This is a genomic window from Lonsdalea britannica (assembly GCF_002111595.1).
GTDB classification, from domain to species: domain Bacteria; phylum Pseudomonadota; class Gammaproteobacteria; order Enterobacterales; family Enterobacteriaceae; genus Lonsdalea; species Lonsdalea britannica.
Genome location: NZ_LUTN01000006.1, coordinates 71,275 through 94,641, shown reverse-complemented (window position 1 = coordinate 94,641; position 23,367 = coordinate 71,275). Strand labels below are relative to the sequence as shown.

At 56.2% G+C, this 23,367-nt stretch carries 11 protein-coding genes and 6 pseudogenes; 6 read left to right on the top strand and 11 right to left on the bottom strand.

Going from position 1 to position 23,367, the window contains the following annotated elements; genetic code table 11:
* Nucleotides 1–9 precede the first annotated feature (9 nt).
* Both AU509_RS07010 and ydiJ read right to left on the bottom strand, forming a co-directional pair.
* Nucleotides 10–432 carry a hotdog fold thioesterase gene (locus AU509_RS07010; protein WP_094117989.1) on the bottom strand — a complete coding sequence of 141 codons (423 nt, stop codon included), beginning with the start codon at nt 430–432 and terminating at the stop codon, nt 10–12.
* Nucleotides 432–3,485 (bottom strand): D-2-hydroxyglutarate dehydrogenase YdiJ, encoded by a 3,054-nt coding sequence (gene ydiJ / locus AU509_RS07005; protein WP_094117988.1) that lies wholly within the window; start codon nt 3,483–3,485, stop codon nt 432–434. The genes AU509_RS07010 and ydiJ overlap by 1 nt, the downstream gene beginning before the upstream one ends.
* Nucleotides 3,486–3,785: 300 nt before the next feature.
* Here ydiJ and ydiK point away from each other — a divergent pair.
* Nucleotides 3,786–4,890: pseudogene (gene ydiK, locus AU509_RS07000) on the top strand (AI-2E family transporter YdiK).
* A gap of 502 nt (nt 4,891–5,392) precedes the next feature.
* Here the strand turns inward: ydiK and ppsA are convergent.
* Nucleotides 5,393–7,769 (bottom strand): annotated as a pseudogene (gene ppsA / locus AU509_RS06995) (phosphoenolpyruvate synthase).
* A 277-nt stretch (nt 7,770–8,046) separates the two neighbouring features.
* Between ppsA and ppsR the strand changes: the two are divergent.
* Together ppsR and AU509_RS06985 are read left to right on the top strand one after the other, a co-directional pair.
* Nucleotides 8,047–8,874: a posphoenolpyruvate synthetase regulatory kinase/phosphorylase PpsR gene (ppsR, locus tag AU509_RS06990; RefSeq protein WP_085650840.1), complete on the top strand. Its 828-nt coding sequence runs from the start codon at nt 8,047–8,049 to the stop codon at nt 8,872–8,874.
* A 134-nt stretch (nt 8,875–9,008) separates the two neighbouring features.
* Nucleotides 9,009–10,106: a 3-deoxy-7-phosphoheptulonate synthase gene (locus AU509_RS06985; RefSeq protein ID WP_094117987.1), complete on the top strand. Its 1,098-nt coding sequence runs from the start codon at nt 9,009–9,011 to the stop codon at nt 10,104–10,106.
* 83 nt (nt 10,107–10,189) lie between these two features.
* On the opposite strand, the gene rmf is transcribed toward AU509_RS06985, so the two are convergent.
* The 8 genes and pseudogenes from rmf to pyrD form a co-directional block, all read right to left on the bottom strand.
* The gene (gene rmf, locus AU509_RS06980; protein ID WP_071999766.1) at nt 10,190–10,357 is read right to left on the bottom strand and encodes a ribosome modulation factor; all 168 of its coding nucleotides are present in this window, start codon (nt 10,355–10,357) and stop codon (nt 10,190–10,192) included.
* Between the two features lie 255 nt (nt 10,358–10,612).
* Nucleotides 10,613–11,176 (bottom strand): membrane integrity-associated transporter subunit PqiC, encoded by a 564-nt coding sequence (pqiC, locus tag AU509_RS06975; RefSeq protein WP_085650842.1) that lies wholly within the window; start codon nt 11,174–11,176, stop codon nt 10,613–10,615.
* Nucleotides 11,177–11,179: 3 nt separating this feature from the next.
* Nucleotides 11,180–12,822, bottom strand: a pseudogene (gene pqiB, locus AU509_RS06970) (intermembrane transport protein PqiB).
* Nucleotides 12,823–12,835: 13 nt separating this feature from the next.
* Nucleotides 12,836–14,076, bottom strand: a pseudogene (gene pqiA / locus AU509_RS06965) (membrane integrity-associated transporter subunit PqiA).
* 58 nt (nt 14,077–14,134) lie between these two features.
* A complete protein-coding gene (locus tag AU509_RS06960) occupies nt 14,135–16,054 on the bottom strand; it encodes an ABC transporter ATP-binding protein (RefSeq protein WP_094117986.1) in 1,920 nt (639 codons plus the stop codon).
* A gap of 4 nt (nt 16,055–16,058) precedes the next feature.
* Nucleotides 16,059–18,175: pseudogene (rlmKL, locus tag AU509_RS06955) on the bottom strand (bifunctional 23S rRNA (guanine(2069)-N(7))-methyltransferase RlmK/23S rRNA (guanine(2445)-N(2))-methyltransferase RlmL).
* 524 nt (nt 18,176–18,699) lie between these two features.
* Nucleotides 18,700–19,259, bottom strand: a pseudogene (locus AU509_RS06950) (cell division protein ZapC).
* A 158-nt stretch (nt 19,260–19,417) separates the two neighbouring features.
* Nucleotides 19,418–20,425, bottom strand: coding sequence for a quinone-dependent dihydroorotate dehydrogenase (gene pyrD / locus AU509_RS06945; protein WP_094117985.1), 1,008 nt, complete (start codon nt 20,423–20,425; stop codon nt 19,418–19,420).
* A gap of 249 nt (nt 20,426–20,674) precedes the next feature.
* Between pyrD and ssuE the strand changes: the two genes are divergently transcribed.
* Genes ssuE through ssuD form a run of 3 tightly spaced genes read left to right on the top strand, consistent with a single transcriptional unit; the run spans nt 20,675 to nt 23,363 of the window.
* On the top strand, nt 20,675–21,232 hold the full coding sequence (gene ssuE / locus AU509_RS06940; RefSeq protein ID WP_085650849.1) for an NADPH-dependent FMN reductase: 558 nt from the start codon (nt 20,675–20,677) through the stop codon (nt 21,230–21,232).
* A gap of 9 nt (nt 21,233–21,241) precedes the next feature.
* Nucleotides 21,242–22,195 (top strand): sulfonate ABC transporter substrate-binding protein, encoded by a 954-nt coding sequence (locus AU509_RS06935; RefSeq protein ID WP_094117984.1) that lies wholly within the window; start codon nt 21,242–21,244, stop codon nt 22,193–22,195.
* Nucleotides 22,196–22,217: 22 nt separating this feature from the next.
* Nucleotides 22,218–23,363: an FMNH2-dependent alkanesulfonate monooxygenase gene (gene ssuD, locus AU509_RS06930; protein WP_085650851.1), complete on the top strand. Its 1,146-nt coding sequence runs from the start codon at nt 22,218–22,220 to the stop codon at nt 23,361–23,363.
* The last annotated feature ends 4 nt before the right edge of the window (nt 23,364–23,367 follow it).

Below are 23,367 nucleotides of genomic sequence, written 5' to 3'. Positions count from 1 at the left end.
CGCAGAGACTCACCCATCGGGTGTGATGACCGCCGTCGTCAAACGCGACGTGCAGCACAGGCGATCATCGGGATCGTAGATGTCGATTTGCCACACCTGATGCCGTTTACCGACATGCAACGCCCGACAGACGCCTCGAACCTCGCCTTCGCCGACGCCCCGCAGGTGATTGGCGTTGATTTCCACCCCCACCACCTGCTGGTCGTCCTGCGAACACAAATAGCCCGCGACGGACCCCAACGATTCCGCCAGCGTGACGGACGCCCCGCCGTGCAGTCGGCCAAAAGGTTGTCGCGTCCGTTCATCAACCGGCATCACGCCTTCCAGCGTATCATCGGTAATGCGGGTAAACCGGATACCGAGATGACCCACCATGCAGTGGGCCGCCCGCTGATTGAGCTGTTCCAGATCGCACTCTCGTTTCCACAACATCACACGAGCTCCAGCAATGCCTGTAAGGGGTGTTTGAAGGGCTGCCCTTCCATCCGTTTCACCTGACTGCGGCAGGAATATCCCGTCGTCAGACAACGCTGTTGCGGCAGTTTTTGCAACGCCGGCCGCCAGGAGAGCGCATAAATCTTTTTGGAGTTATCCAGGTTAGGCGCTTCATGACCATAGGTTCCCGCCATCCCGCAGCAGCCGACGCTGACATTTTCCAATTTGGCGCCGAATCGCGCGAAGATGCGGCCCCATTGCTGCGTGCTCGTCGGCAGCGCGGTGGCTTCCGTACAGTGACCGAACAGATACCACGGCTCGCCTGCTTGATCTCGGTCCGTGCCGTCTGGCAATGCGTTCACCAGCCACTCATGCACCAACTGTACCTTGAAGTCGCCGCGTTGGTCGCCTAGCGCTTCGCGGTATTCGTCTCGGTAGCACAGTACCAGCGCCGGATCGACGCCGACCATCGGCAGCCCGAGTTCCGCCACGCGTTTCAGGAAATCCGCGGTTTTACGCGCCGTGCGGGCAAAACGGGTCAGGAATCCTTTGATGTGCTGCGCCTTACCATTGGGCGAGAACGGCACCAGCACCGGTTTGAAATGCAGCTTTTCGACCAGCTTGACGAAATCCGCCACGACTTTGGCATCGTAATAACTGGTGAACGGGTCCTGCACAATCAGTACATAGTCGGCGCGCGCCTGCGGGGAAAGCTGTTCCAGCTGTTCCAACGTGGTCGTCATCGCCGGATGCCCCGCGAACTGTTGACGCAACGAGGGGGAAGACAACAACGGAAGATCGACCATGCCGATGAATTTGCGGCTTAGGCCGCCGACCCACGGCTGTTTGAGGAAGAAGTTAAACGTTTTCGGCGCTTTCGCCATCAATGGCGCATAACTCTCTACGCCCGCGACCAGATAGTCACGCGCCGGTCGCAGATAGCGCGTGTGATACAACTGCAAGAAACGTGAACGGAAGCTCGGTACGTCGATCTTGATCGGACACTGCGTCGAGCAGGCCTTGCAGGCCAGACAGCCGGACATCGCCTCTTTCACTTCGTGTGAAAAATCATAGTGGCCCTGACGCGCCTGCCAGCTGTTGCGCGTTTTCTGCACCAGCGTACGGAAGCTGACGCGTTGCTCCGGCAAACGGTTTTCCAGCGCCAGCGGATCCACCCCCTGCTCCGCCAACAGCCGTAGCCACTCACGCACCAGCGAAGCGCGGCCTTTGGGCGAATGAATCCGATTACCGGTCACCTTCATTGACGGACACATCGGGCTGCGTGCATCGAAGTTGAAGCACAGGCCATTGCCGTTACACTCCATCGCCCCCCGGAAAGAGGTACGCACCGCCAGCGGAATGCGGCGATCATAGGTGCCACGCTTCACCGCATCGACCTTCATCATCGGCGCATCGATATCTATTGGCGCGCAAATTTTTCCCGGATTAAGGCGGTTGTATGGGTCAAAAGCGGTTTTGACACGTCGCAGCTCTTCATACAGCTCAGGGCCAAAAAAGGCCGGGCTATACTCTGCGCGAAAGCCTTTGCCGTGTTCTCCCCAGAGCAGACCGCCGTATTTGGCGGTCAACGCCACAATCTGATCTGAAAGCTGTTTCATCAACATCTCTTGCTGTGGATCGCACATATCCAGCGCAGGACGAACATGCAGCACGCCGGCGTCCACGTGGCCGAACATGCCGTAGCTCAGCTTGTGGCTGTCCAGCAGCGCCCGAAACTCGGCGATATAATCCGCCAGATGCTGAGGCGGCACGCAGGTATCCTCGGCAAACGGAATCGGCTTGGCCTGTCCTTTGCTGTTGCCCAGCAAACCAACCGCTTTTTTTCGCATGCCGTAGATCCGCTCGATACCCGCCAGATCGTGACACAGCTGATACCCGATGACGCCCTCTTCCCGCTTCGCCAGCAAAGCATCGAGCCGCTGGCACAGCGCCCCTATGCGCTCATCGATCAGGTCTTCATCGTCTCCGGCGAACTCAACGATATTCAGCCCCAGCATTTCCTGCCCGGGGACATCCGTGATCAGTTCGCTGACGGAATGCCAGACAATATCCTCGCGCGCCAAATTCAGCACCTTGGAGTCCACCGTTTCTACGGACAAGGCCTTTGCTTCCACCATAAATGGCGCGTTGCGCAGCGCGGAGTCGAAAGAGTCGTACTTCACATTCACCAGCCGCCGAATTTTCGGCAGCGGCGTGATATCCAGCTTGGCTTCGGTGATAAAAGCCAGAGAGCCTTCCGAACCGGTTAAAATGCGTGTCAGGTCGAAAGTCTGCATATCATCGCTGAACACATGGCGGAGATCGTAACCGGTAAGGAATCGATTCAGCTTGGGAAACTTGTCGACGATCAGCGAGCGCTGTTCGCGGCAACGGTTAAGTACGGTGTGGTATATCCGCCCGACCGGAGACGGCTCCTCGGCCAGTTGCTCCGCCAACGTGACCGGCATGGCCTGCGTGTCCAGCATCTCGCCGCCTAACAACACGGCCCGAACGCCCAAAACGTGGTCAGACGTTTTGCCGTACATCAGAGAACCCTGCCCGGAGGCGTCCGTATTAATCATCCCGCCCAACGTCGCGCGGTTGCTGGTGGACAGCTCCGGCGCGAAGAAATACCCGTACGGTTTGAGATACTGATTGAGCTGATCTTTGATGACGCCGGCTTCGACGCGCACCCACCCCTGCTCGGGATTGATCTCAATAATCCGGTTCATGTAGCGCGACATATCCACCACGATACCCCGGTTCAGGGCCTGTCCGTTGGTGCCGGTGCCGCCGCCGCGCGGGGTGAAGGTAATAGAGGAATATGCCGTTTCGCCCGCCAGCCTCGCCAGCAACGCGACATCGGCGGTAGAGCGCGGAAAAACCACGGCATCCGGCAACAGCTGGTAAATGCTGTTGTCCGTCGCCATAGTCAGGCGGTCTGCGTAGTGGGTGGCGGTATCGCCCGTGAATCCGTGTTGTTTTAATGCTTCCAAAAAGTCGAGCACCGGCTGAACGAGGCCAGGCGCCTGAGTGATCTGTGGGATCATTATGGTTGACCCTGTCTGTAGAATAGTGTTTGCAAAAACAGTGATGGAATTATAGGCGTGGCGCCTCATTTCCCGGCGCCGCACAATTTTTGTTTTATCACATTTCAGGCCGGGGCGCGCTCCGTAACGATAAAAACTTGAGGAGAACACGTCCTCTTCGGCGCGGGCCGAGCAATCGTGACTGAACGCCCCAACCACAGTAAATGCAGCATGTTAGCTTTTTTACCGCTATTATCGTTCTCGCTGACAAGAGCTATTGTCAGTCGATAAGACATTCGCTCACAGAGGTAATATTCGTCGATGGAACACTCTCAGTCACCGCGTTTCGACCTTGCTACAATGCTATTCACGCTCTTGTTCATTGCCATAATGATCATTGCCTGCTTTTGGGTTATTCAGCCCTTTATCCTGGGCTTTGCCTGGGCGAGTATGGTGGTTATCGCCACTTGGCCGCTGCTGATTCGCCTGCAGAAACTGCTTTGGGGTCGTCGTTCATTGGCGGTTATCGCCATGACCCTGCTCCTCATTCTGCTATTTGTGATCCCCACGTCTATTCTGGTTAGCAGCGTTATCGATAATTCTTCAACGTTAATCGGCTGGGCCTCTTCCCAGGAGCACATGGCTCCCCCCACGCTGGAATGGTTGAAATCCGTTCCGATGGTCGGTGAAAAGCTGTATAGCAGCTGGCAGACGTTAATCCACAGCGGCGGCACCGCCCTGATGTCGAAAGTTCAACCCTATGTTGGGAAAACGGCAACCTGGGTAGTGGCGCAAGCAGCGCACGTCGGTCGCTTCCTGATGCATTGCGCCTGATGGTGTTGTTCAGCGTGTTGCTGTATAGCAAAGGCGATCAGGTGCCTACGGCGTACGTCGATTTGCCATACGGTTAGGACAAGAGCGCGGAGATGCGGCGGTGATCCTGGCCGCGCAGGCCATACGCGCTGTGGCGCTGGGCGTCGTCGTGACGGCGATCGTTCAATCCGTGCTTGGCGGGATAGGCCTGACGATCGCCGGTATTCCCTACACGACACTGCTTACCGTGCTGATGTTCCTGTGCTGCGTCGCCCAGCTCGGTCCGTTGCCGGTGCTGATACCCGCCATCATTTGGCTGTACTGGACGGGCGACACCACCTGGGGAACCGTGCTGCTGGTTTGGAGCGGCGTTGTCGCCACGCTGGATAACGTCATTCGACCTATATTGATTCGGATGGGCGCCGATTTGCCGCTGCTGCTGATCTTGTCCGGCGTCATCGGCGGCCTGCTGGCGTTTGGCATGATTGGGCTCTTCATTGGCCCGGTCGTGTTGGCGGTGTCTTATCGTTTGCTCTCCGCCTGGATGCAGGATACCCCGGAACCGCCGTCAATGTCCGACGTGCATGTCGATCCTAAAAGCACCCGGTTGTAACTCACCGGCGCTTCCTGTCTGACGAGATTCTCCGAGGCATTTTCGGCCTCGGAGAATAAGCAATAATTAAGAGAAGCTAACCTATTTAGGACAACTCTGATTTAACCCAATTCACTGGAATTCCGTAAATCCTTTTCCACAAGGGAATATCAGCAAAGGAACTGTGTAACTAAAAAAAATCGTTAAAAAACAATTAACCATTAGGATGATTCTTAATGACGAATTCAGCTCGAGTTCATACTATGAATGTCGAAGCTAGTGTTGAAGTAACATCTGTCCGGAGGATTCCTCCTCGTCAGAGCCAGTAACGAATTGCTGTGTGTAGTCTTTGCCATCCCCTGTGATGGCTTTTTTTTGCTTGAAAATAGTGAATGGTCATCAAGCAAAATACCGCCGATCCGTCCATAAAAAAACGCCCGCGGCAATCAGATTGCCATCGAGCGTTTTTATACCGCGACGATACCGGAGCGATATCGACATGAGTGCATCAGTTTGACTCTCGTTAGCGGATTTCCGCCAGACTCAGCCAGGTTTGCACCACGGTATCCGGATTCAACGACAGACTATCGATACCCTGATCCATCAGCCATGCCGCAAAGTCTTCATGATCTGACGGTCCCTGCCCACAGATGCCAACGTATTTTCCCTGCGCTTTCGCGGCTTTGATCGCCATCGCCAGCAGTATTTTTACTGACTCATTACGCTCATCGAACAATGCCGACACCACACCGGAGTCACGATCCAAGCCTAACGTCAGCTGCGTCATGTCATTCGAACCAATCGAGAACCCATCAAAATGCTGCAAGAACGCTTCAGCTTGTAATGCATTGGACGGGATTTCGCACATCATGATGATTTTCAGTCCTTTTTCGCCACGGCGTAGCCTTGTGCCGCCAGCTCCGCCACCACGGCTTCCGCCTGTTCCACGGTACGGACGAAGGGGATCATGATCTCGACGTTGGTCAGCCCCATCACATCGCGCACGCGTTTGACCGCTTCACACTCCAGCGCAAAACAGTCCCGGAAATCAGGCGACACGTAGCGGCCCGCGCCACGGAATCCCAGCATGGGGTTCTCTTCGTCCGGCTCATAACGTTCGCCGCCAACTAAATTGGCGTATTCGTTAGATTTGAAGTCAGACAACCGCACAATGACGCGCTTCGGCCAGAAGGCGCTGGCCAGCGTGGCGATCCCTTCCTTCAGGCGCTCGATATAGAATTCGACCGGATCGTCATAGCCCTGCATCAGGCTTTTGATCTCCTGCTGCAACTGCGGCGTCTGCTGATCAAACTCCAGGAGCGCGCGCGGATGCACGCCAATCATGCGGTTGATGATAAATTCGAGCCGCGCCAGCCCTACGCCGTCGTTCGGCAGGCAGGCGAAGTCGAAAGCGCGATCCGGGTTTCCGACGTTCATCATGATTTTGAGCGGCAAGGTTGGCATCGCGTCAACGGGTGAACTTTTGACCGTGAAGTCCAGCAGATCCTGATAGACGTAGCCGGTATCGCCCTCCGCACAGGAGACGGTCACCTTTTGCCCGTTGCCAAGCCGCTCCGTCGCATCGCCGCAGCCGACAACCGCCGGAATACCCAGCTCACGAGCGATGATCGCCGCGTGACAGGTGCGCCCGCCCCGGTTAGTGACGATCGCCGCGGCCTTCTTCATAATCGGCTCCCAGTCGGGATCGGTCATGTCCGTCACCAGTACATCGCCAGCGTTAACCAGATGCATTTCACTGATGTCGTTAATATTTTTCACTTCACCCGCGCCAATACGGTGACCAATAGCGCGGCCCTCCACCAGCACTTGACCGCTGGCGGGAAGATGATAGCGCTCCATAACCTGACCATTCGAGCGCACGGTTTCCGGACGCGCCTGCACGATGTACAAACGACCGGTGTGACCATCCTTCGCCCACTCGATATCCATCGGACGCGCATAATGTTTTTCAATCAGCAGCGCCTGATGCGCCAACGCCTGCACTTCATCGTCCGTTAAGCAGAAACGGTCACGCTGCGCCTCTGGTACGTCTTCGATGCTGACCTGCTTGCCATGTTCCTGACTAGGCGCGTAGACCATGCGGATCTTCTTCGACCCCATATTGCGACGCACTATCGCAGGCTTGTTATTCAACAACGTGGGTTTGTGGACGTAAAACTCATCCGGGTTGACCGCGCCCTGCACGACCATTTCACCCAGCCCCCAGGCCGCCGTAATGAACACCACCTGATCAAATCCGGACTCCGTATCCAACGTAAACATCACGCCGGACGCCGCCAAATCGGAACGCACCATCCGCTGGATCCCGGCAGACAGCGCGACTCCACGATGGTCGTAGCCCTGATGTACACGGTAAGAAATCGCACGATCGTTGAACAGTGAGGCGAATACATGCTTAACCGCCGTCAGCACGGCATCAAAGCCCTGAACGTTGAGAAACGTCTCTTGCTGACCGGCGAACGACGCATCGGGCATATCTTCAGCGGTGGCCGACGAGCGGACAGCGAAGGAGCGTCCGGATCGTCCTCCGCCAGTTGCCGATAGGCGTCGCGTATCGCCTGTTCCAGCGCAGGCTGGAATGGCGTATCCACAATCCATTGGCGAATTTGGGACCCCGCTTTCGCCAGCTGATTCACGTCGTCAATATCGGTTTGATCCAGCAGCGCGTAAATACGCTGATTGATGCCGCTTTGCGTCAGAAAATCATTGAACGCTTGGGCAGTGGTGGCGAAGCCGTTGGGAACCTCCACGCCCAGCGATGACAGGTTGGTGATCATCTCACCCAGAGAGGCGTTCTTGCCGCCTACCCGTTCCACGTCATGCATACCGAGCTGGTCGTACCACAAGACATTACGCTGATCTGTACCGTTGTTGGACATCGAAATTATCCTTCTGCATACAATGTAGGGTATGGAAGCATTGCTGATGAAAACCTCAGCTTTTTCGAGCGTAGCATAGCGTTTTGTAAAGCAGGGAAAGGTGAATCGATCAACCCAGTGAAAAAAAATTGTCGTTTCGGATTCACATTGCGCGGCCAGGAAAAAACATCAATAGTAAGCAGGTTTGCCTACCTAATCAGAAAGATATGTTCTGTCTTCGTGCTGGATGCCGAACCATGCCAGAGATAGACAGAGCCTGTCGCCTTGAGGAGTCTCTGTGGAACGAAGCGTCTTTTATGTCTCCGACGGCACCGCCATTACCGCCCAGGTGCTGGGGCATGCCGTGCTCTCTCAGTTTCCCGTCGATATCACCAGCTATACCCTCCCGTTTGTCGAAAGCACCAGCCGGGCCAACGCCGTCCGTGAGCAGATCAACGCGATTTACCAACAAAGCGGTGTGCGCCCGTTGGTGTTCTACTCTATCGTGACGCCGGCGATCAGGGACATTATCGTCAGCAGCGCAGGCTTCTGTCAGGATATCGTGCAGGCTTTGGTCGCCCCGTTGCAGCAGGAGTTGAACATCGCGCCGAGCCCGGTGGCGAACCGGACTCATGGACTGACGGCCAATAACCTGATCAAATACGACGCCCGCATCGCCGCTATTGATTACACGCTCGCGCACGACGATGGCATTTCTTTGCGTAATCTCGATCAGGCTCAGGTCATCCTGCTTGGGGTTTCCCGCTGCGGGAAAACGCCGACCAGCCTTTATCTGGCGATGCAGTTCGGCATCCGCGCCGCCAACTACCCGTTTATCGCAGAAGATTTGGACAACCTGAATCTGCGGCTGCCTGAAGCGCTGCGTCCATATCAGGACAAGCTGTTTGGACTCACCATCGACCCGGAACGACTGGCCGCCATTCGCGAAGAGCGCCGCGGCAATAGCCGCTATGCATCACTGCGTCAATGTCGGTTGGAGCTGCGGGAAGTGGAGGCGCTCTACCGCCGCTATCAAATCAAATACATCAATACCACCAATTATTCAGTGGAAGAGATATCCGCTCGCATCATTGATATTCTGGGTATGAGCAGGCGCATGTACTAGTACACAAATACAGTAGATGGTAGACTTCTCGGCATCGTGCTGACGGGAGAACCGCCGGAGCCTTGATCCTTGTTTCATGCGCTCCGCCTTCCCTATTTCAGCACCGCGTCTTCCTCATTAAAGAGAATGCTCTCATGCCCCAGACTGATGCACTTCGCAGCTCACGCCTTGATACGCTGCTGACGCCGGACCAACTGATCGGCCTCCTGCCTGTCACGCCAGACGTCGCCGAAACCGTAACCACGGCGCGAGCCCATATTGAAAATATTCTTTCCGGGCGAGACCCGCGCCTGCTTGTCATCATCGGCCCATGCTCCATTCATGATCCCGAAAGCGCTCTGGAGTACGCTCGCCGCTTAGCCGTGCTACGCACGCGTTATCAACATCAGTTGGAAATCGTGATGCGCACGTATTTTGAGAAACCGCGTACGGTGGTGGGATGGAAGGGATTAATCGCAGATCCCCATCTGGACGGATCTTTTCAGGTCAATACCGGCTTAAAACTCGCCCGTCAGTTGCTACTGAACATCAACGCGCTGGGACTGCCGACGGCCACCGAATTTCTGGATATCGTCACCGGCCAGTATATTGCCGATTTGATCAGCTGGGGCGCCATTGGCGCACGCACGACGGAGAGTCAGGTTCATCGGGAAATGGCGTCAGCGCTCCCTTGCCCGGTCGGTTTCAAAAACGGCACGGACGGCAATATCCGCATTGCGATTGACGCGATCCGCTGCGCTCAGGCGCCTCATCGTTTCCTGTCGCCGGATAAACAAGGCCAGATGGCGGTCTACCGCTCATCGGGAAACCCGCACGGCCATATCATTATGCGCGGAGGCACCCGCCCCAACTACCATGCCGAAGATGTGGCGCAGGCCTGCCAACAGCTGGCGTCATTTTCCCTGACGCAGCGGCTTATCATCGATTTTAGTCATGGTAATTGTCAGAAGCAGCACCTGCGTCAGAAAGAGGTCGCCCTCTCGGTCTGTCGGCAACTCTCAGAAGGCAGCACGGCTATTGCGGGAGTGATGATAGAAAGTTTCCTGGTGGAGGGGACTCAGCCGTCGTTGAATCCCGCCTCGCTGACGTTCGGCCAGTCCATTACGGACCCGTGTTTGAGCTGGGAAGACAGCGAACGCCTGCTGGCGCAGTTGGCCGAAGCGATGAGCAGCCGTTTGTCATTTGCTTCTAGCGAGGATGTGAAGAGCCCCATCCCAACCCCGTCGTTATGACGGTCGTCACAGCGATGGGAGCCGCCATAAAAAACCTCCGCAGCAAGGCGGAGGTGGTTCCTTTTCGATAGATAAGGCAGCCGCTAAGCGGCTACTGCCCTATCTTCCATGGCTTGTCGCCACCCTCCCAACCAGTAAGACCGAGCATTGATCGATTGATAGGGGCAAAGCTCCTTAGGTCGACCAGAAATACCTGCTTGATAACCGCGTGAATGCGCCCGTTCAAGGCGATCTCGTTTCTGTCTCTTCATGCCTCATTTCCCTCATACGAGTCTGGTGGAAAGAATGGTGATTACTTTGTAAGCAACCACACTTAAGGAATAGCGATTCCTGGTCTGAAGATCAAGGCGCAATATTCACGCCATTGTCATATTTGTGAGCCAATATCGGAATCTTTTACCTAAAGGCGGGAACAGGGAACGGTAAGCGTTTGAGAGGAAAACAAAACCGCTGAGTGTCTTTGCTTATAAAAAATTCGACATTCAGCGGCCTGTTTTTAGAACAAATTAGGACAGTGCGGCAGCCTGACGCACGATGGACTGAGCCACCTGTTGCCAGCCGGCGGCCAGCGTTTTCACCAACGCATCATAGCCGTCGTCAGTCTGCGGCAGCGTGACGTTGAACGGCTGAGTAATGATGCGATCCTGATAACGCAGCGTCCAGGCCCCGCGGATCACCGCACTCCCGTCATAGCGGCCCTGGAAGGCCGAAACGGTGATATCCAGCGTCGCCCGATCGCCATCCGGCTCGCGACTGACCACGCCCCATGACGGCAGCCCCTGTTGCAGCGTCGCTATCAACGACTGCTGCAACTGCTGATCCAGCGGGCTGGCCCACAGGTTGTTGCTGGCAATGGTGTATCGTACGTCAGACGTCTGATACACAATCCCGCTGTTCGACAGCGAATCAGCCAGCGCGACCCCGCGCACCCACAGATGAGGCGCGGAAGCCGGCGTGACGGAGGCCGTGGCTTTGTCGCCCTCCGACGGCAGCTGGTAGTAGACTTTCTGCGAGTCGCTGCTGCATGCTCCCAGCAGCAGCACCAATGCCAATGTCCATCCTTTCATCATGATTTATTTCGCCTTCTTCGGTTGCGGATCCTGACCACCGGATGCTTCGAACACCAGTGCATTGCTCTTACCGTTCAAGGTGCGCAACAGCGGTTGCAGTTCACGCAATACCTGATCCAACCGCTGCATATCATTCACCATCTTGTTATAGGCGGGAGAGCCCGGCTGGAAGCCTTGCATGCTACGATTCAGCTCGCGCAGCGTCCGCTGCATATCCTGAGGCAGCTGCTGCATCGACTTGTTGCCGGTGATCTGATTCAGCGACGCCAGTGTTTTCTGAAGCTCGCGCAAGGTCGCCTGACTTTCGGCCAGCGTTTGGGTGCCTGAGACACCATCGGCGTCAACGGCAGGTTATTCACCTTATCCAATACCGCCATCACCTTGTGCTGGATCTGCGACAATCCGCCGCTCACGGTGGGCAAGACCTCGTAACCGTCGACTTTGACCATCGACACTGGGCGTCCCTTCAACTGCGGATAGAAGTCCAGATCGATATACAGCGCGCCGGTCAGGATATTGGCCGTTTTCATGGAGGCTCGCAGCCCCAAGGCTGGCGCTTCCTTGATTTCCTGTTCCAGATTCAGCTGGTCCCAGACGTGCGCCTGCAGACGATCCGGTTCGATGCGGATCATGACCGGAATACGGTAGTCATTAGCCAGACTCTGCTTCATTTCATGCGGGAAGAACGGCACCTGAGACACCGTCCCCAGACGGATGCCGCGGAACTCGACCGGCGCGCCCGGCTGCAGACCGCGTACGGACTCGTCGAAGAACATCAGATATTCTTTGTACCGGGTATACAGCGTGTCCTGAATGCTGCGCTGGCTGTCATAGAGTTGGTATTCGGCATGTTCTTTCGCCGGATCGCCCAGCTCCCAACCGCTCGGCACGTCGAAGCTTACGCCGCCGTTCAGTAGCGTCGTCAGCGAACCCATTTCGACGCGCATCCCCTGCGCAGAGAGATCGAGCGCGACGCCGCTATCTTTCCAGAAGCGAACATTGCTGGTTACCAGCGAGTTATAGGGCGCATTAATGAACAGTCGGTAGCTCATTTTTCGCGCCGCGGGGTCAAAGTGGCTGGTTTCCACCGAACCCACGCGGTAACCGCGAAACAGCACCGGATCGCCCGCATTCAGCTGCCCGGCGCGCTCGCTGGTTAGCGAGACGCGGATCCCTTTAGCATCCGGGGAGGCCAACGGCGGGCTGTCTAAGAGTTTGAAGTCTCGGCTTTCTTCCTTGCTGGAACCCGGCTGCAACTGGATGAACGACCCAGACAGCAGCGTTCCGAGACCGGATATCCCTTCACGCCCGACCTGAGCTTTCACCACCCAGAACACCGAATCGGTGCTCAGCAGGTGATCCATGTCGTTATTCAAACGCGCTTTAATCTCAACCTGGTGGAGGTCTTTACTCAGCACCACGCTTTCCACCACGCCGACGTTAACGCTGCGGCTTTTGATGGGCGTTTTCCCCGCCTCAATCCCATCAGCCGTTTGCGCCGTCAGCGTAATTTCCGGGCCTTGATGGCTGAAGTGGTAAAACAGGATCCAGGCGCCGATCAGCAACGTGACGATGGGCACAATCCAGACCGGAGACCAGCGCTTAAGCGATTCAATCTCCGCAGCGCTGTGGTTATTTTTCGTCAATGGAAAACTCCTCTCACTCACGGTTGTAGCGATCCCACAACAGGCGGGGATCAAACATAATAGCGGCAAGCATGGTCAGAATAACCACCGCGGCAAACAGCACTGCGCCGATTTCAGGATACACGCTCATAAAACGACCGACGCGAACTAACGCGGACAGCACGGCGATCACGAACACATCAATCATGGACCAACGTCCCACGAATTCCACCACCTCGTAGACCAAGTGCATTCGCTCGGTATCGTGGCGGCTTTTGCCTTGCGTACACCAGCATAGCCAGCCCAACGCCATCATCTTGAGCGTCGGCACCATGATACTGGCGATAAAAATCACCAGGCGACCGGATAAGACCCGGAGCCCCACAGCATGACCACGCCGGACATAATCGTGGAGTCCATACGATTGCCCAGCGCCTCCGTCACCATAATGGGCAACATATTCGCCGGGATATACAGCATCAGCGATGTGATCAGCAGCGCCAGCGTCCATTGCAAGCTGTGCCGCCGACGAAGATGTCCATGCGTATGGCACCGCGGGCAAACCCATTCATCAGCCGGGAGCACCGCCGTGCAACAACTGCACGAGCGTACGCCCTGCGCAATGCCGCTGCGCCCGGCTTCCAGCGAATCCGGCACTGACGGTGCCGGCGTGACGTCATGCCATAGCCGCCGGCGATCGAGACTTTGGAAAGCCAGCAGTTGCAGAAGACAAAACAGAACATAAGGAATAAAGCTGATGCCGATGCCGATGCTGCCGTAAGCCATCAGTTTAACGAAACTCACCAGAACACCGGCCAAAAAGATTTCCGGCATGCCCCAGCTTTTCAGGTGGAACAAAATCCGCGCCAGCAGTCGGGTGAGCTCAAGGCTCATCCGAACACGTCCACACAGCCCGATAATAATGAGCATGCAACTGGCGGGAATACATTGAACGAACAGCATGAACAGCGTCGCCATGCTGGCGTAATTCTCATCCACCATGACTTTGGGTATTTCCAGCAAAGTGACTTCGCTGGTGATCCCCGCCACCTGCATGGAGACGAAGGGAAATAGCGCAGACAGGAAGAGCATCACCAGCGCGCTGACGGCGAAACTCACCGAACGCCAGCGCGCTTCCGGACGATGACTCGTCAGCAGCGTACTGCAGCGCGGGCACAGCGCCCGCTGACCTGGCCGTAAGTCAGGAAGTTCGACCAGCAGGTCGCACTGCGGGCACAGCATCTTACTCTCCGCAGAGTGGGAGTGGGTGCACATCAATAACCTCCTGTTGCCAGCCAGGCAGCCGCGACGCGGGTCTGCCTGACGTCAAAAGCTACGCGTTGCCGTTTTGCAAAGACTCAAGCTCTTCCCAGCGGGCGAAACTGGTTTCCAGACGTTGTTCGGCCAGCGCCAACGCGTCCAGCACCGGCTGTGTTTCCTCATGAGGACGTGAGAAAAACGACGGATCGTTCATCTGTTCCTGCAAGGAGGCAATTTCAAGCTCAAAAGCTTCCAACTGTTGAGGCAGCTGCGCCAGCTCACGCTGCTGGTTATAGCTCAGCTTAACCGTGGCAGCCTGTTTAGCCGGTCGCGCTGCGACGGGCGCAGACTTGGTCTCGGCCGGTGCGGCGGGAGCCGTCGCGCGCAGCGGAGTCGCGACCGAACGCTGCTGCTGTGCGTCGTAATACCCCCCGACATACTGCCCGATGACGCCGTTGCCTTCGAAAATCCAGCACTCCGTTACCGAGTTGTCGACGAACTGACGGTCATGGCTCACCAGCAATACCGTGCCCTGATAGCTGTCGAGCAGCTCTTCAAGAAGTTCCAGCGTTTCCACATCCAGATCGTTGGTCGGTTCATCGAGAATCAACAGGTTGCTGGGCTTTAAGAATAGTCGCGCCAGCAACAGGCGATTTCGCTCCCCGCCAGACAACGCCTTCACCGGCGTCATCGCCCGTTTAGGATGGAACAGGAAGTCCTGCAAATAGCCGAGCACATGGCGAGAACGGCCATTGACCATCACTTCCTGCTTGCCTTCGGCCAGGTTGTCCATCACGGTCCGCTCAGGGTCCAGTTCGGCCCGGTGCTGGTCGAAGTAAGCCACTTCCAGCTTGGTCCCGCAGTGGATGCGGCCGCTGTCTGCCTTCAGTTGACCCAGCATCAGCTTTAACAACGTGGTTTTACCGCAGCCGTTAGGCCCGACCAACGCAATTTTATCGCCGCGCTGCACCTGAGCGGAGAAGTTGTTCAGCAAGACTTTTCCGCCCACCTGATAGCTGGCGTTTTCCAGTTCAAAGACAATCTTGCCGGAGCGCGCCGCCTCTTCCACCTGCATTTGGGCCGATCCCATCACTTCACGACGCTGAGTACGCTCCTGACGCAGGGCCTTCAAGGCGCGCACACGCCCTTCATTACGGGTGCGTCGCGCCTTGATGCCCTGACGGATCCAAACCTCTTCCTGCGCCAGTTTGCGGTCAAATTCCGCGTTCTGCAGTTCTTCCACTCGCAGAGCCTCTTCCTTGCCCGCCAGATACTTATCATAGTCGCCCGGCCAGGAAACGAGTTTGCCGCGGTCCAAATCAACGATTCGGGTCGCCATATTGCGGATGAAAGAACGGTCATGGGAAATGAAAATGATGCTGCCCTGGAAGGATTTCAGGAATCCTTCCAGCCAGTCTATGGTTTCAATGTCCAGATGGTTTGTCGGTTCGTCCAGCAGCAATACGCGGGGAGCGCTCACCAGCGCCCGGCCCAACGCCGCTTTGCGCAGCCAGCCGCCGGACAGGGAAGACAGCGGCGTATCTGCCGTCAGGCCCAACTGTTCCAGAACGGCGTTGATGCGGTCTTCCAGTTTCCAGAGTCCCTGATGGTCCAGCACTTCCTGAACCTTAGCCAGTTGATTCAGGTTCCGCTCGCTGGGATCGGTTTCGACCAGACGCAGCGCGGCATGATACGCCTTCAAATGCTCGGCCTGCTCCGCGACGCCTTCTGCCACGAAGTCGAACACGCTGCCTGCCACATTACGCGGCGGATCCTGCTGCAATCGGGCGACGATCAGATCCTGCTCGAAGACCAAACGTCCATCGTCCAGAGGGATATCCTTCGCAAGGATTTTTAACAACGTGGACTTCCCGGCGCCGTTACGACCGACCAGACAAACACGTTCGTTGTCTTCGATGTGCAGCTCGGTGTTGTCCAACAGCGGCGCGTCGCTGAATGACAGCCAGGCGCCAGATAAACTGATTAATGACATGTAATTACTTTTCCTCTCCGGCGTGCTTCAGCAGCCAGCAGTTGTGAATCTGACGATTACGGGCGAAATCCTGCGATTGGGTGCGGGCAGTGATGTCCTGCGCTTCCAGACCCAGCGCGGCGAGTCCTTCCATATCCATCTGGAAGCCCCGTTTATTGTTGGAAAACATGATGGTGCCGCCGCGTTTCAGCAGGCGCTTTAAATCCTTCATCAGCATCAGATGATCACGCTGCACATCAAACGTGGCCTCCATGCGTTTGGAGTTGGAGAATGTCGGCGGATCGATAAAGATCACGTCGAACTGTTCGTTAGACTGGCTTAACCAGCCCAGGCAATCCGCCTGGATCAATCGGTGGTTACGCCCGGTGAGCCCATTGGCCCGCAGGTTCTTCTCCGCCCATTCCAGATAAGTGCGCGACATGTCTACCGTAGTCGTGCTGCGTGCGCCGCCGATGCCTGCGTGAACGCTGGCTGTACCGGTGTAGGCGAACAGGTTCAGGAAATCTTTTCCGTGACTCAATTCACCCAACATTTTACGGGCGACGCGGTGGTCCAGGAACAGCCCGGTATCCAGATAGTCGGTCAGGTTGACCCACAGTCGCGCGTTGTACTCGTCCACTAGCAGGAACTCGCCTTTCTGAGCCAGTTTCTCATACTGACTTTTGCCTTTTTGACGCTCACGCGTCTTGAGAATCAGCTGATTGGTCGGCACGCCCAGCACGCTCAACGTGGCATTGATCACGTCGAACAAACGCTGGCGAGCTTTCTGAGCATCCACCGTCTTCGGCGGCGCATATTCCTGCACGACCACCCAACTGCCGTAACGGTCGACGGCGACATTGTATTCCGGCAGATCGGCATCGTAGACGCGATAGCATTCAATGCCCTGCTGTTTGGCCCATTTGTCCAGCTTACGCAGGTTTTTCTTCAGTCGGTTAGCAAAATCATCCGCGGGCGCGCTGACGCTTTCCGCGCTGTTCGCCGCCAGCTGGTAATTTTTCTGCACACAATCCAGCGGGCCGTTTTTGGCTTTGAACTGGCGGTCGGCGCGCAGCTGTAAACAGCTCAGCAGCTCCGGCGAGGCACTGAACAGGGACAGCTGCCAGCCGCCGAAAGAGGCTTTCATAATCCGTCCCAGCATGTTGTGCAATGCAATCAGGGCCGGTTCACTTTCCAGACGTTCGCCGTAAGGCGGGTTGCTCAGCACCGTTCCGGTAGGACCTTCCGGCAGCGGATTTTTTAGTTGTACGGCGTCGCAGACATCAAACCGGATCAGTTCACTGACGCCAGCGCGGCGGGCGTTAGCGCGAGCGATGTCGATAACCCGACGATCGTTATCAGAACCGAAGAAGCGGGACGCGGTGGCCTGCACGCCGGCGCGGGCGCGCTGCTGCGCGTCGGTGGTGACCTCTTTCCACAGCGTCGGATTGAATTGCTCCCACGCCAGGAATCCCCAATGATGGCGATGTAACCCCGGCGCCCGATCGGCGGCGATCATGGCCGCTTCGATCAACAAGGTCCCGGAGCCGCACATGGGATCGACCATCGGCGTGCCGTTTTCCCACCCGGACCGCAGCACGATAGCCGCAGCCAGATTTTCTTTGAGGGGCGCCTGACCGGCCAGTTCACGGTAGCCGCGCATATGCAGGCCATCGCCGCTGAGATCAATCGCCACGCTGGCTTTTTCACGTTGCAGGAAAACGTTGATGCGGATATCCGGCTGCTGTTTCGCCACGTCGGGACGCTGGCCGGTACGGCGGGTAAAGCTATCGACGATGGCATCTTTGACTTTCAGTGCGCCATATTGGCTATTACGAATTTCGTCGTTGGTCCCGCTGAAATGGACGGCGAACGTTTTATCGACGCTGAAAATGGTCGACCAGTCCACCGCCTGAACCCCCAAATAGAGGTCCAAATCGCTGTAGACATTGAATTCATTGAGCGGAAGCAGGATGCGGGAGCCAGACGGCTCCACATCAGGCTTTGGTACACCAGGCGATCGTCTCCCTGAAAATGCACGCCCCCCTGCACGACCGCGCAATCCTGAGCGCCCAGCGCCTCAAGTTCGCTTTTTAATAATTCTTCCAAACCACGCGCCGTGCTGGCAAACAGAGAGTTCATAGAGCAGATATCACCTTAAAGAAAATTGAGGCGCATTATAGCTAATCCCCACCGGTTGTCATAATGCACCGCAGCCGATCGACGTCATCATGCGCTTAGCCATGCGAGGTTTGGCTCCCCTGCTTCTTGAGCCTAACGATGCGCGCTGGGGGAAGGATAGCGCCACGTCACGGCACCTGCGGGCCGATGGGACGAGACTGTGGTGCTGTCAGCGGAGGAAATTCAGGTTGAGGTAAGCCCCAAAAGCAGGTAACAGGCCGCACAAAACGTATAAAGAAGGCGTGAACGGAAATCCTTAGACGTTTAGGCCGACGCTCCTGAGAGGAAGCTCAATGAGTCAGGCAACGTGAAAATGCGTGATAAGCCTGGGAGAGAAAGTCAGAACGGGATGGAGACAGACGCAACAGCCAAATAACGACATCAAGAAGATAAGACGGTCATTCGCCTGACAATCGCCTGGCCATGGGACGATATGCCTCACCGATTAATGCCAGATTCATGTGGTGCATCCGTCATCGGCGAGATCAGCCTACGCAGGCATACTGCGACGAATCGCTGTCGACATCATCAATTGACGCTGCTGGCGACAGCCGGTCATGCATAATTTTGATGGGGTCGCCAAGCTGCAGCGTCTTCGCATTTAGCGTCAGTTGCTTTGCGCCAATAAACACAGACTGGCTTTCTCCCCCTCTTCCACTACCAGAAGACTGGCATCTTCATCGCGATCGACGAGTTGGACGTTAACGATGTCCCCGGTAGTTGGGCGGTAGCTCTCACCTGATTGCGGCGTGAAATGCCAGCTTTTGGGCATCAGCGGTTTCATAAAGCGATTCGCAACCAGCGCATTTAATATCAGTTCGGCTTTTTCAGCTTGAGGAAGCGTTATTCTTTGGCACTTTTCCTGATAGGTAAAAAATAACGCAGCATCATCGACGCAAAATGCGCTGTCCATAAAAGCATCTGGGGTTAACATCGACATCGGATAACGGGATCGGAATAACATTCCGTCGGCCAGATCCAACATCAGGCGCTGCTGTTCGCTGTCAAAATACCAACGCCAATTATCGTCAGGTTTTAATTTCATCGTAATACCTTCATTCTTCCTTTTGCGCTGCCTGCGATATTTAGCGCCTGCAAAATTAACCCTTAGGGAACTCGAATGCGTTATTTTTATACAGCCAAAAAAATATAGACTAGCCGGGAGCAGAAATAAACCCCCGGCTATGAATGAAGATGAAAAAACTAGATATGAGTGACGATATCTTTAATTAGACCTGGTCCACGGAAAATAAACCCACTGTAGATTTGCACCAGCGTTGCCCCCGCCGCCATTTTTTCCCGGGCCGCCATCAAAGAGTCAATCCCTCCAACGCCGATAATGGGTAGACGACCGTTTAGTTCCTGAGATAAACGACGTATCACTTCGGTACTGAGCAGCTGTAATGGACGACCGCTTAATCCCCCCGTCTGACCGCTGTGATTTAACCCTTGGATCAATTGACGATCCAACGTGGTATTGGTCGCGATCACGCCATCGATATTATGTCGCACCAGACTATCTGCAATTTGGATCAATTCTTCCTCTGAAAGATCCGGCGCTATTTTCACCGCCACTGGCACATATTTCTGATGCTGGGCTTCCAATTCCGCCTGTTTATTTTTTACCGCTTGTAACAAATCATCCAGGGCTTCGCCGTACTGAAGCGTTCGTAGTCCTGGCGTATTCGGCGATGAAATATTAATGGCGATATAACCTGCGTGAGCATAAGTCTTCTCCATGCAGATCAGATAATCGTCCTTTCCATTCTCTACCGGCGTGTCTTTATTCTTGCCGATATTAATCCCCAATACGCCGCCGAAATGAGATTTTTTAACGTTCTCCACCAGGTTATCCACCCCGAGATTATTAAATCCCATGCGGTTAATTAATCCTTCGGCTTCCACCAAACGAAATAAGCGCGGCTTATCATTTCCCGGCTGAGGACGCGGCGTCACGGTCCCGACTTCTATGAAGCCAAATCCCATCGCCCCCAGCGCATCCACGCATTCGCCGTCTTTATCCAGACCGGCGGCAAGCCCCAACGGGTTTTTAAACGACAGCCCCATGCAGGTCACGGGTTTGGTAGGAACAGACTGACGGACAAGAAATTCGAGTGGGGTATGGCTGATACGACGCAACTGCTGAAAGGTAAACTCATGCGCGCGCTCTGGGTCGAGCTGGAATAACGCTTTACGAATAAGGGGGTACATGGACTCTCCTGGATTCCCGGTTGCAGACCGGGGCAGTATTATCGGCCATCCGCTCCAGAAAGGGAATTGACCTGTGACAAAAAAGGCCTCGCGGATAACGGCGAGCGGGCGATAGCGCTGACAATGTTATGCACTTTCAGTCTTTCGATTACACAATAAATCATTTAATGGAATAAGCCGGCGTCTGCCAGACTGACAGCATGTTGCCTAATGGTAAGAGTTGCTAACAATATGTTGGAAGGAGTGCCTATGCGCGTTATCACTTTAGCAGGGAGTCCCCGCTACCCGTCACGGTCCACCGCGCTTTTGCAGCATGCGGGCAAGTGGCTGACAGCCAAGGGCGTGGAAGTCCTTCCCTGGCATCTACACAATTTCCCCCCGGAAGATCTCCTCAATGCCCGCTTCGACAGTCCGGCCTTACAAACGCTCAACGAACAGTTGTCCACGGCGGATGGCGTTATCATCGCCACCCCGATTTACAAGGCCTCTTTTACCGGCGGTCTAAAAGCCTTATTGGATGTCCTGCCCGAGCGGGCTCTGGCTCATAAGGCCGTACTGCCCATCGCCACCGGCGGTTCGCTCGCGCACATGCTGGCTGTCGACTACAGCCTCCTGCCGGTACTCAATGCGCTGAAGGCGCAGGAGATCCTCCAAAGCGTGTTTGCCGACGACAGCCAGATCCGTGATTACGACCGCACGCCAGAATTCTCCAGTGCGCTGCAAGAGCGGCTGCAGGAGTCGTTAGAGAATCTGTTCCAGGCGCTGCTGAGACGTCAGCGCTATCCCCAACTGCAGCACAGCGCCTAGGATTGCCGCATGTTCTCATGGTTGAAAAGACAATCGCCCTGGCTGATGGTTGGCACGCTGGGGCTGGCTTCCGTCACCTTTGCCGCCGAGAGTCCGCCGCAGTTGCGGATCGGTTACCAAAAGGGATCGGTCAGTCTGTTGCTTACAAAAACGCACCAGCTACTGGAAAAACGTTTTCCGCATACCGCCATTCGCTGGATTGAGTTTCCAGCCGGGCCGCAAATGTTGGAAGCGCTGAACGTCGGCAGCATTGATGTCGGCAGTACCGGCGATACGCCACCGATATTTGCTCAGGCCGCTGGCGCAGATCTCCTCTACATCGGCGTCGAACCCCCGAAACCCAAAGCTGAAGTCATTTTGGTCTCCGCCAATAGTCCGGTTAATAGCGTGGCGGATCTGAAAGGCAAAAGAGTGGCGTTCCAGAAAGGCTCCAGTTCACACAATCTGGTGCTGCGTGCGCTGCAACAGGCGGGACTGTCGTTTAGCGATATTCAGCCTGCTTACCTGTCGCCAGCCGACGCTCGCGCCGCCTTTCAACAAGGAAATGTGGATGCCTGGGCCATCTGGGATCCCTACTATTCCGCCGCCCAGCTGCAGGGCGACGTGCGCGTGTTGACCGACGGCACTCAACTGAACCAGACCGGCGCGTTTTATCTGGCGTCGCGTGCTTACGCCGAGCGCAACGGAACGTTTATCCGACAGGTGTTGGACACGCTGACAGAGGCTGAAAAATTCACGGTCAGCGAACGTCCGCAAAGCACGGACCTGCTGGCGAATGCGATAGGACTTCCACGTGCGGTGATCACAAGCTATCTGGATCATCGCCCGGTGACGGTGATCCGCCCCCTCGATCAGCACGTCATCCGCGCACAGCAGGAAACGGCGGATTTGTTCTATCAAAACCGTCTGATTCCGGTGCCAATCACGATCTCAACGCAGGTCTGGCACGCCCCTTCCGAATAATAAATTTGACTGGAGATACGTCATGAGCCTCAACATTTTCTGGTTTCTCCCCACACACGGCGACGGTCATTACCTCGGCAGCGGAGAATCGGCACGACCTGTGGATTACCGCTATTTGCAACAAATCGCTCAGGCGACGGATCAACTCGGCTTCGGTGGTGTCTTGATCCCCACAGGCCGTTCCTGCGAAGACTCCTGGCTGGTGGCTTCATCACTCGTCCCCGTCACACAGCGGCTGCGTTTTCTGGTCGCACTTCGTCCCGGCATCATTTCACCGACGCTGGCTGCCCGTCAGGCGGCGACGCTGGACCGTCTTTCCAATGGCCGCGCGTTGTTCAATCTGGTGACTGGCGGCGATCCTGACGAGCTGGCCGCCGAAGGTCTGTTTCTCAATCACGAAGAGAGATATGAGGCGTCCGCCGAGTTCACCCATATCTGGCGGCGGGTACTGGAAGGTGAAACCGTGGATTTCGACGGCAAACATCTTCAGGTTAAAGGCGCCCGGTTGATCTTCCCGCCCGTGCAGCAGCCAAGGCCGCCGCTGTACTTTGGCGGGTCCTCCGACGCCGCACAGGATCTGGCGGCGGAGCAAGTCGAACTCTACCTCACCTGGGGAGAACCCCCGGCGCAGGTCAAAGAGAAAATTGAGCAGGTGCGCGCCAAAGCCGCAGCCCAAGGCCGCACGGTGCGTTTCGGCATTCGCCTGCACGTGATTGTGCGGGAAACCACTCGAGAAGCCTGGCAAGCGGCGGACAGACTGATCTCTCAGTTGGATGACGACACCATCGCCAAAGCCCAGCAAGCGCTGGGACGTTACGATTCCGTAGGCCAACAGCGCATGCTCGCCCTGCACGGCGGTAAACGCGACAAACTGGAGATCAGCCCTAACCTCTGGGCAGGCGTTGGATTAGTGCGCGGCGGCGCGGGAACGGCGCTGGTAGGTGATCCAGAGACGGTCGCAGAGCGCATTCAGGAGTATGCGAACCTCGGCATCGACACGTTTATTCTGTCCGGCTATCCGCATCTGGAAGAGGCATATCGTGTAGCCGAACTGCTGTTCCCCCATCTGGACGTCGCGGTTCCCGACGTGCCTGCGCCCCGAACGCTACCCGCGCTGGGCGAAGTGATCGGCAACAACTATGTGCCACTCCAGGCCGCGCAAAGCTAAGGAT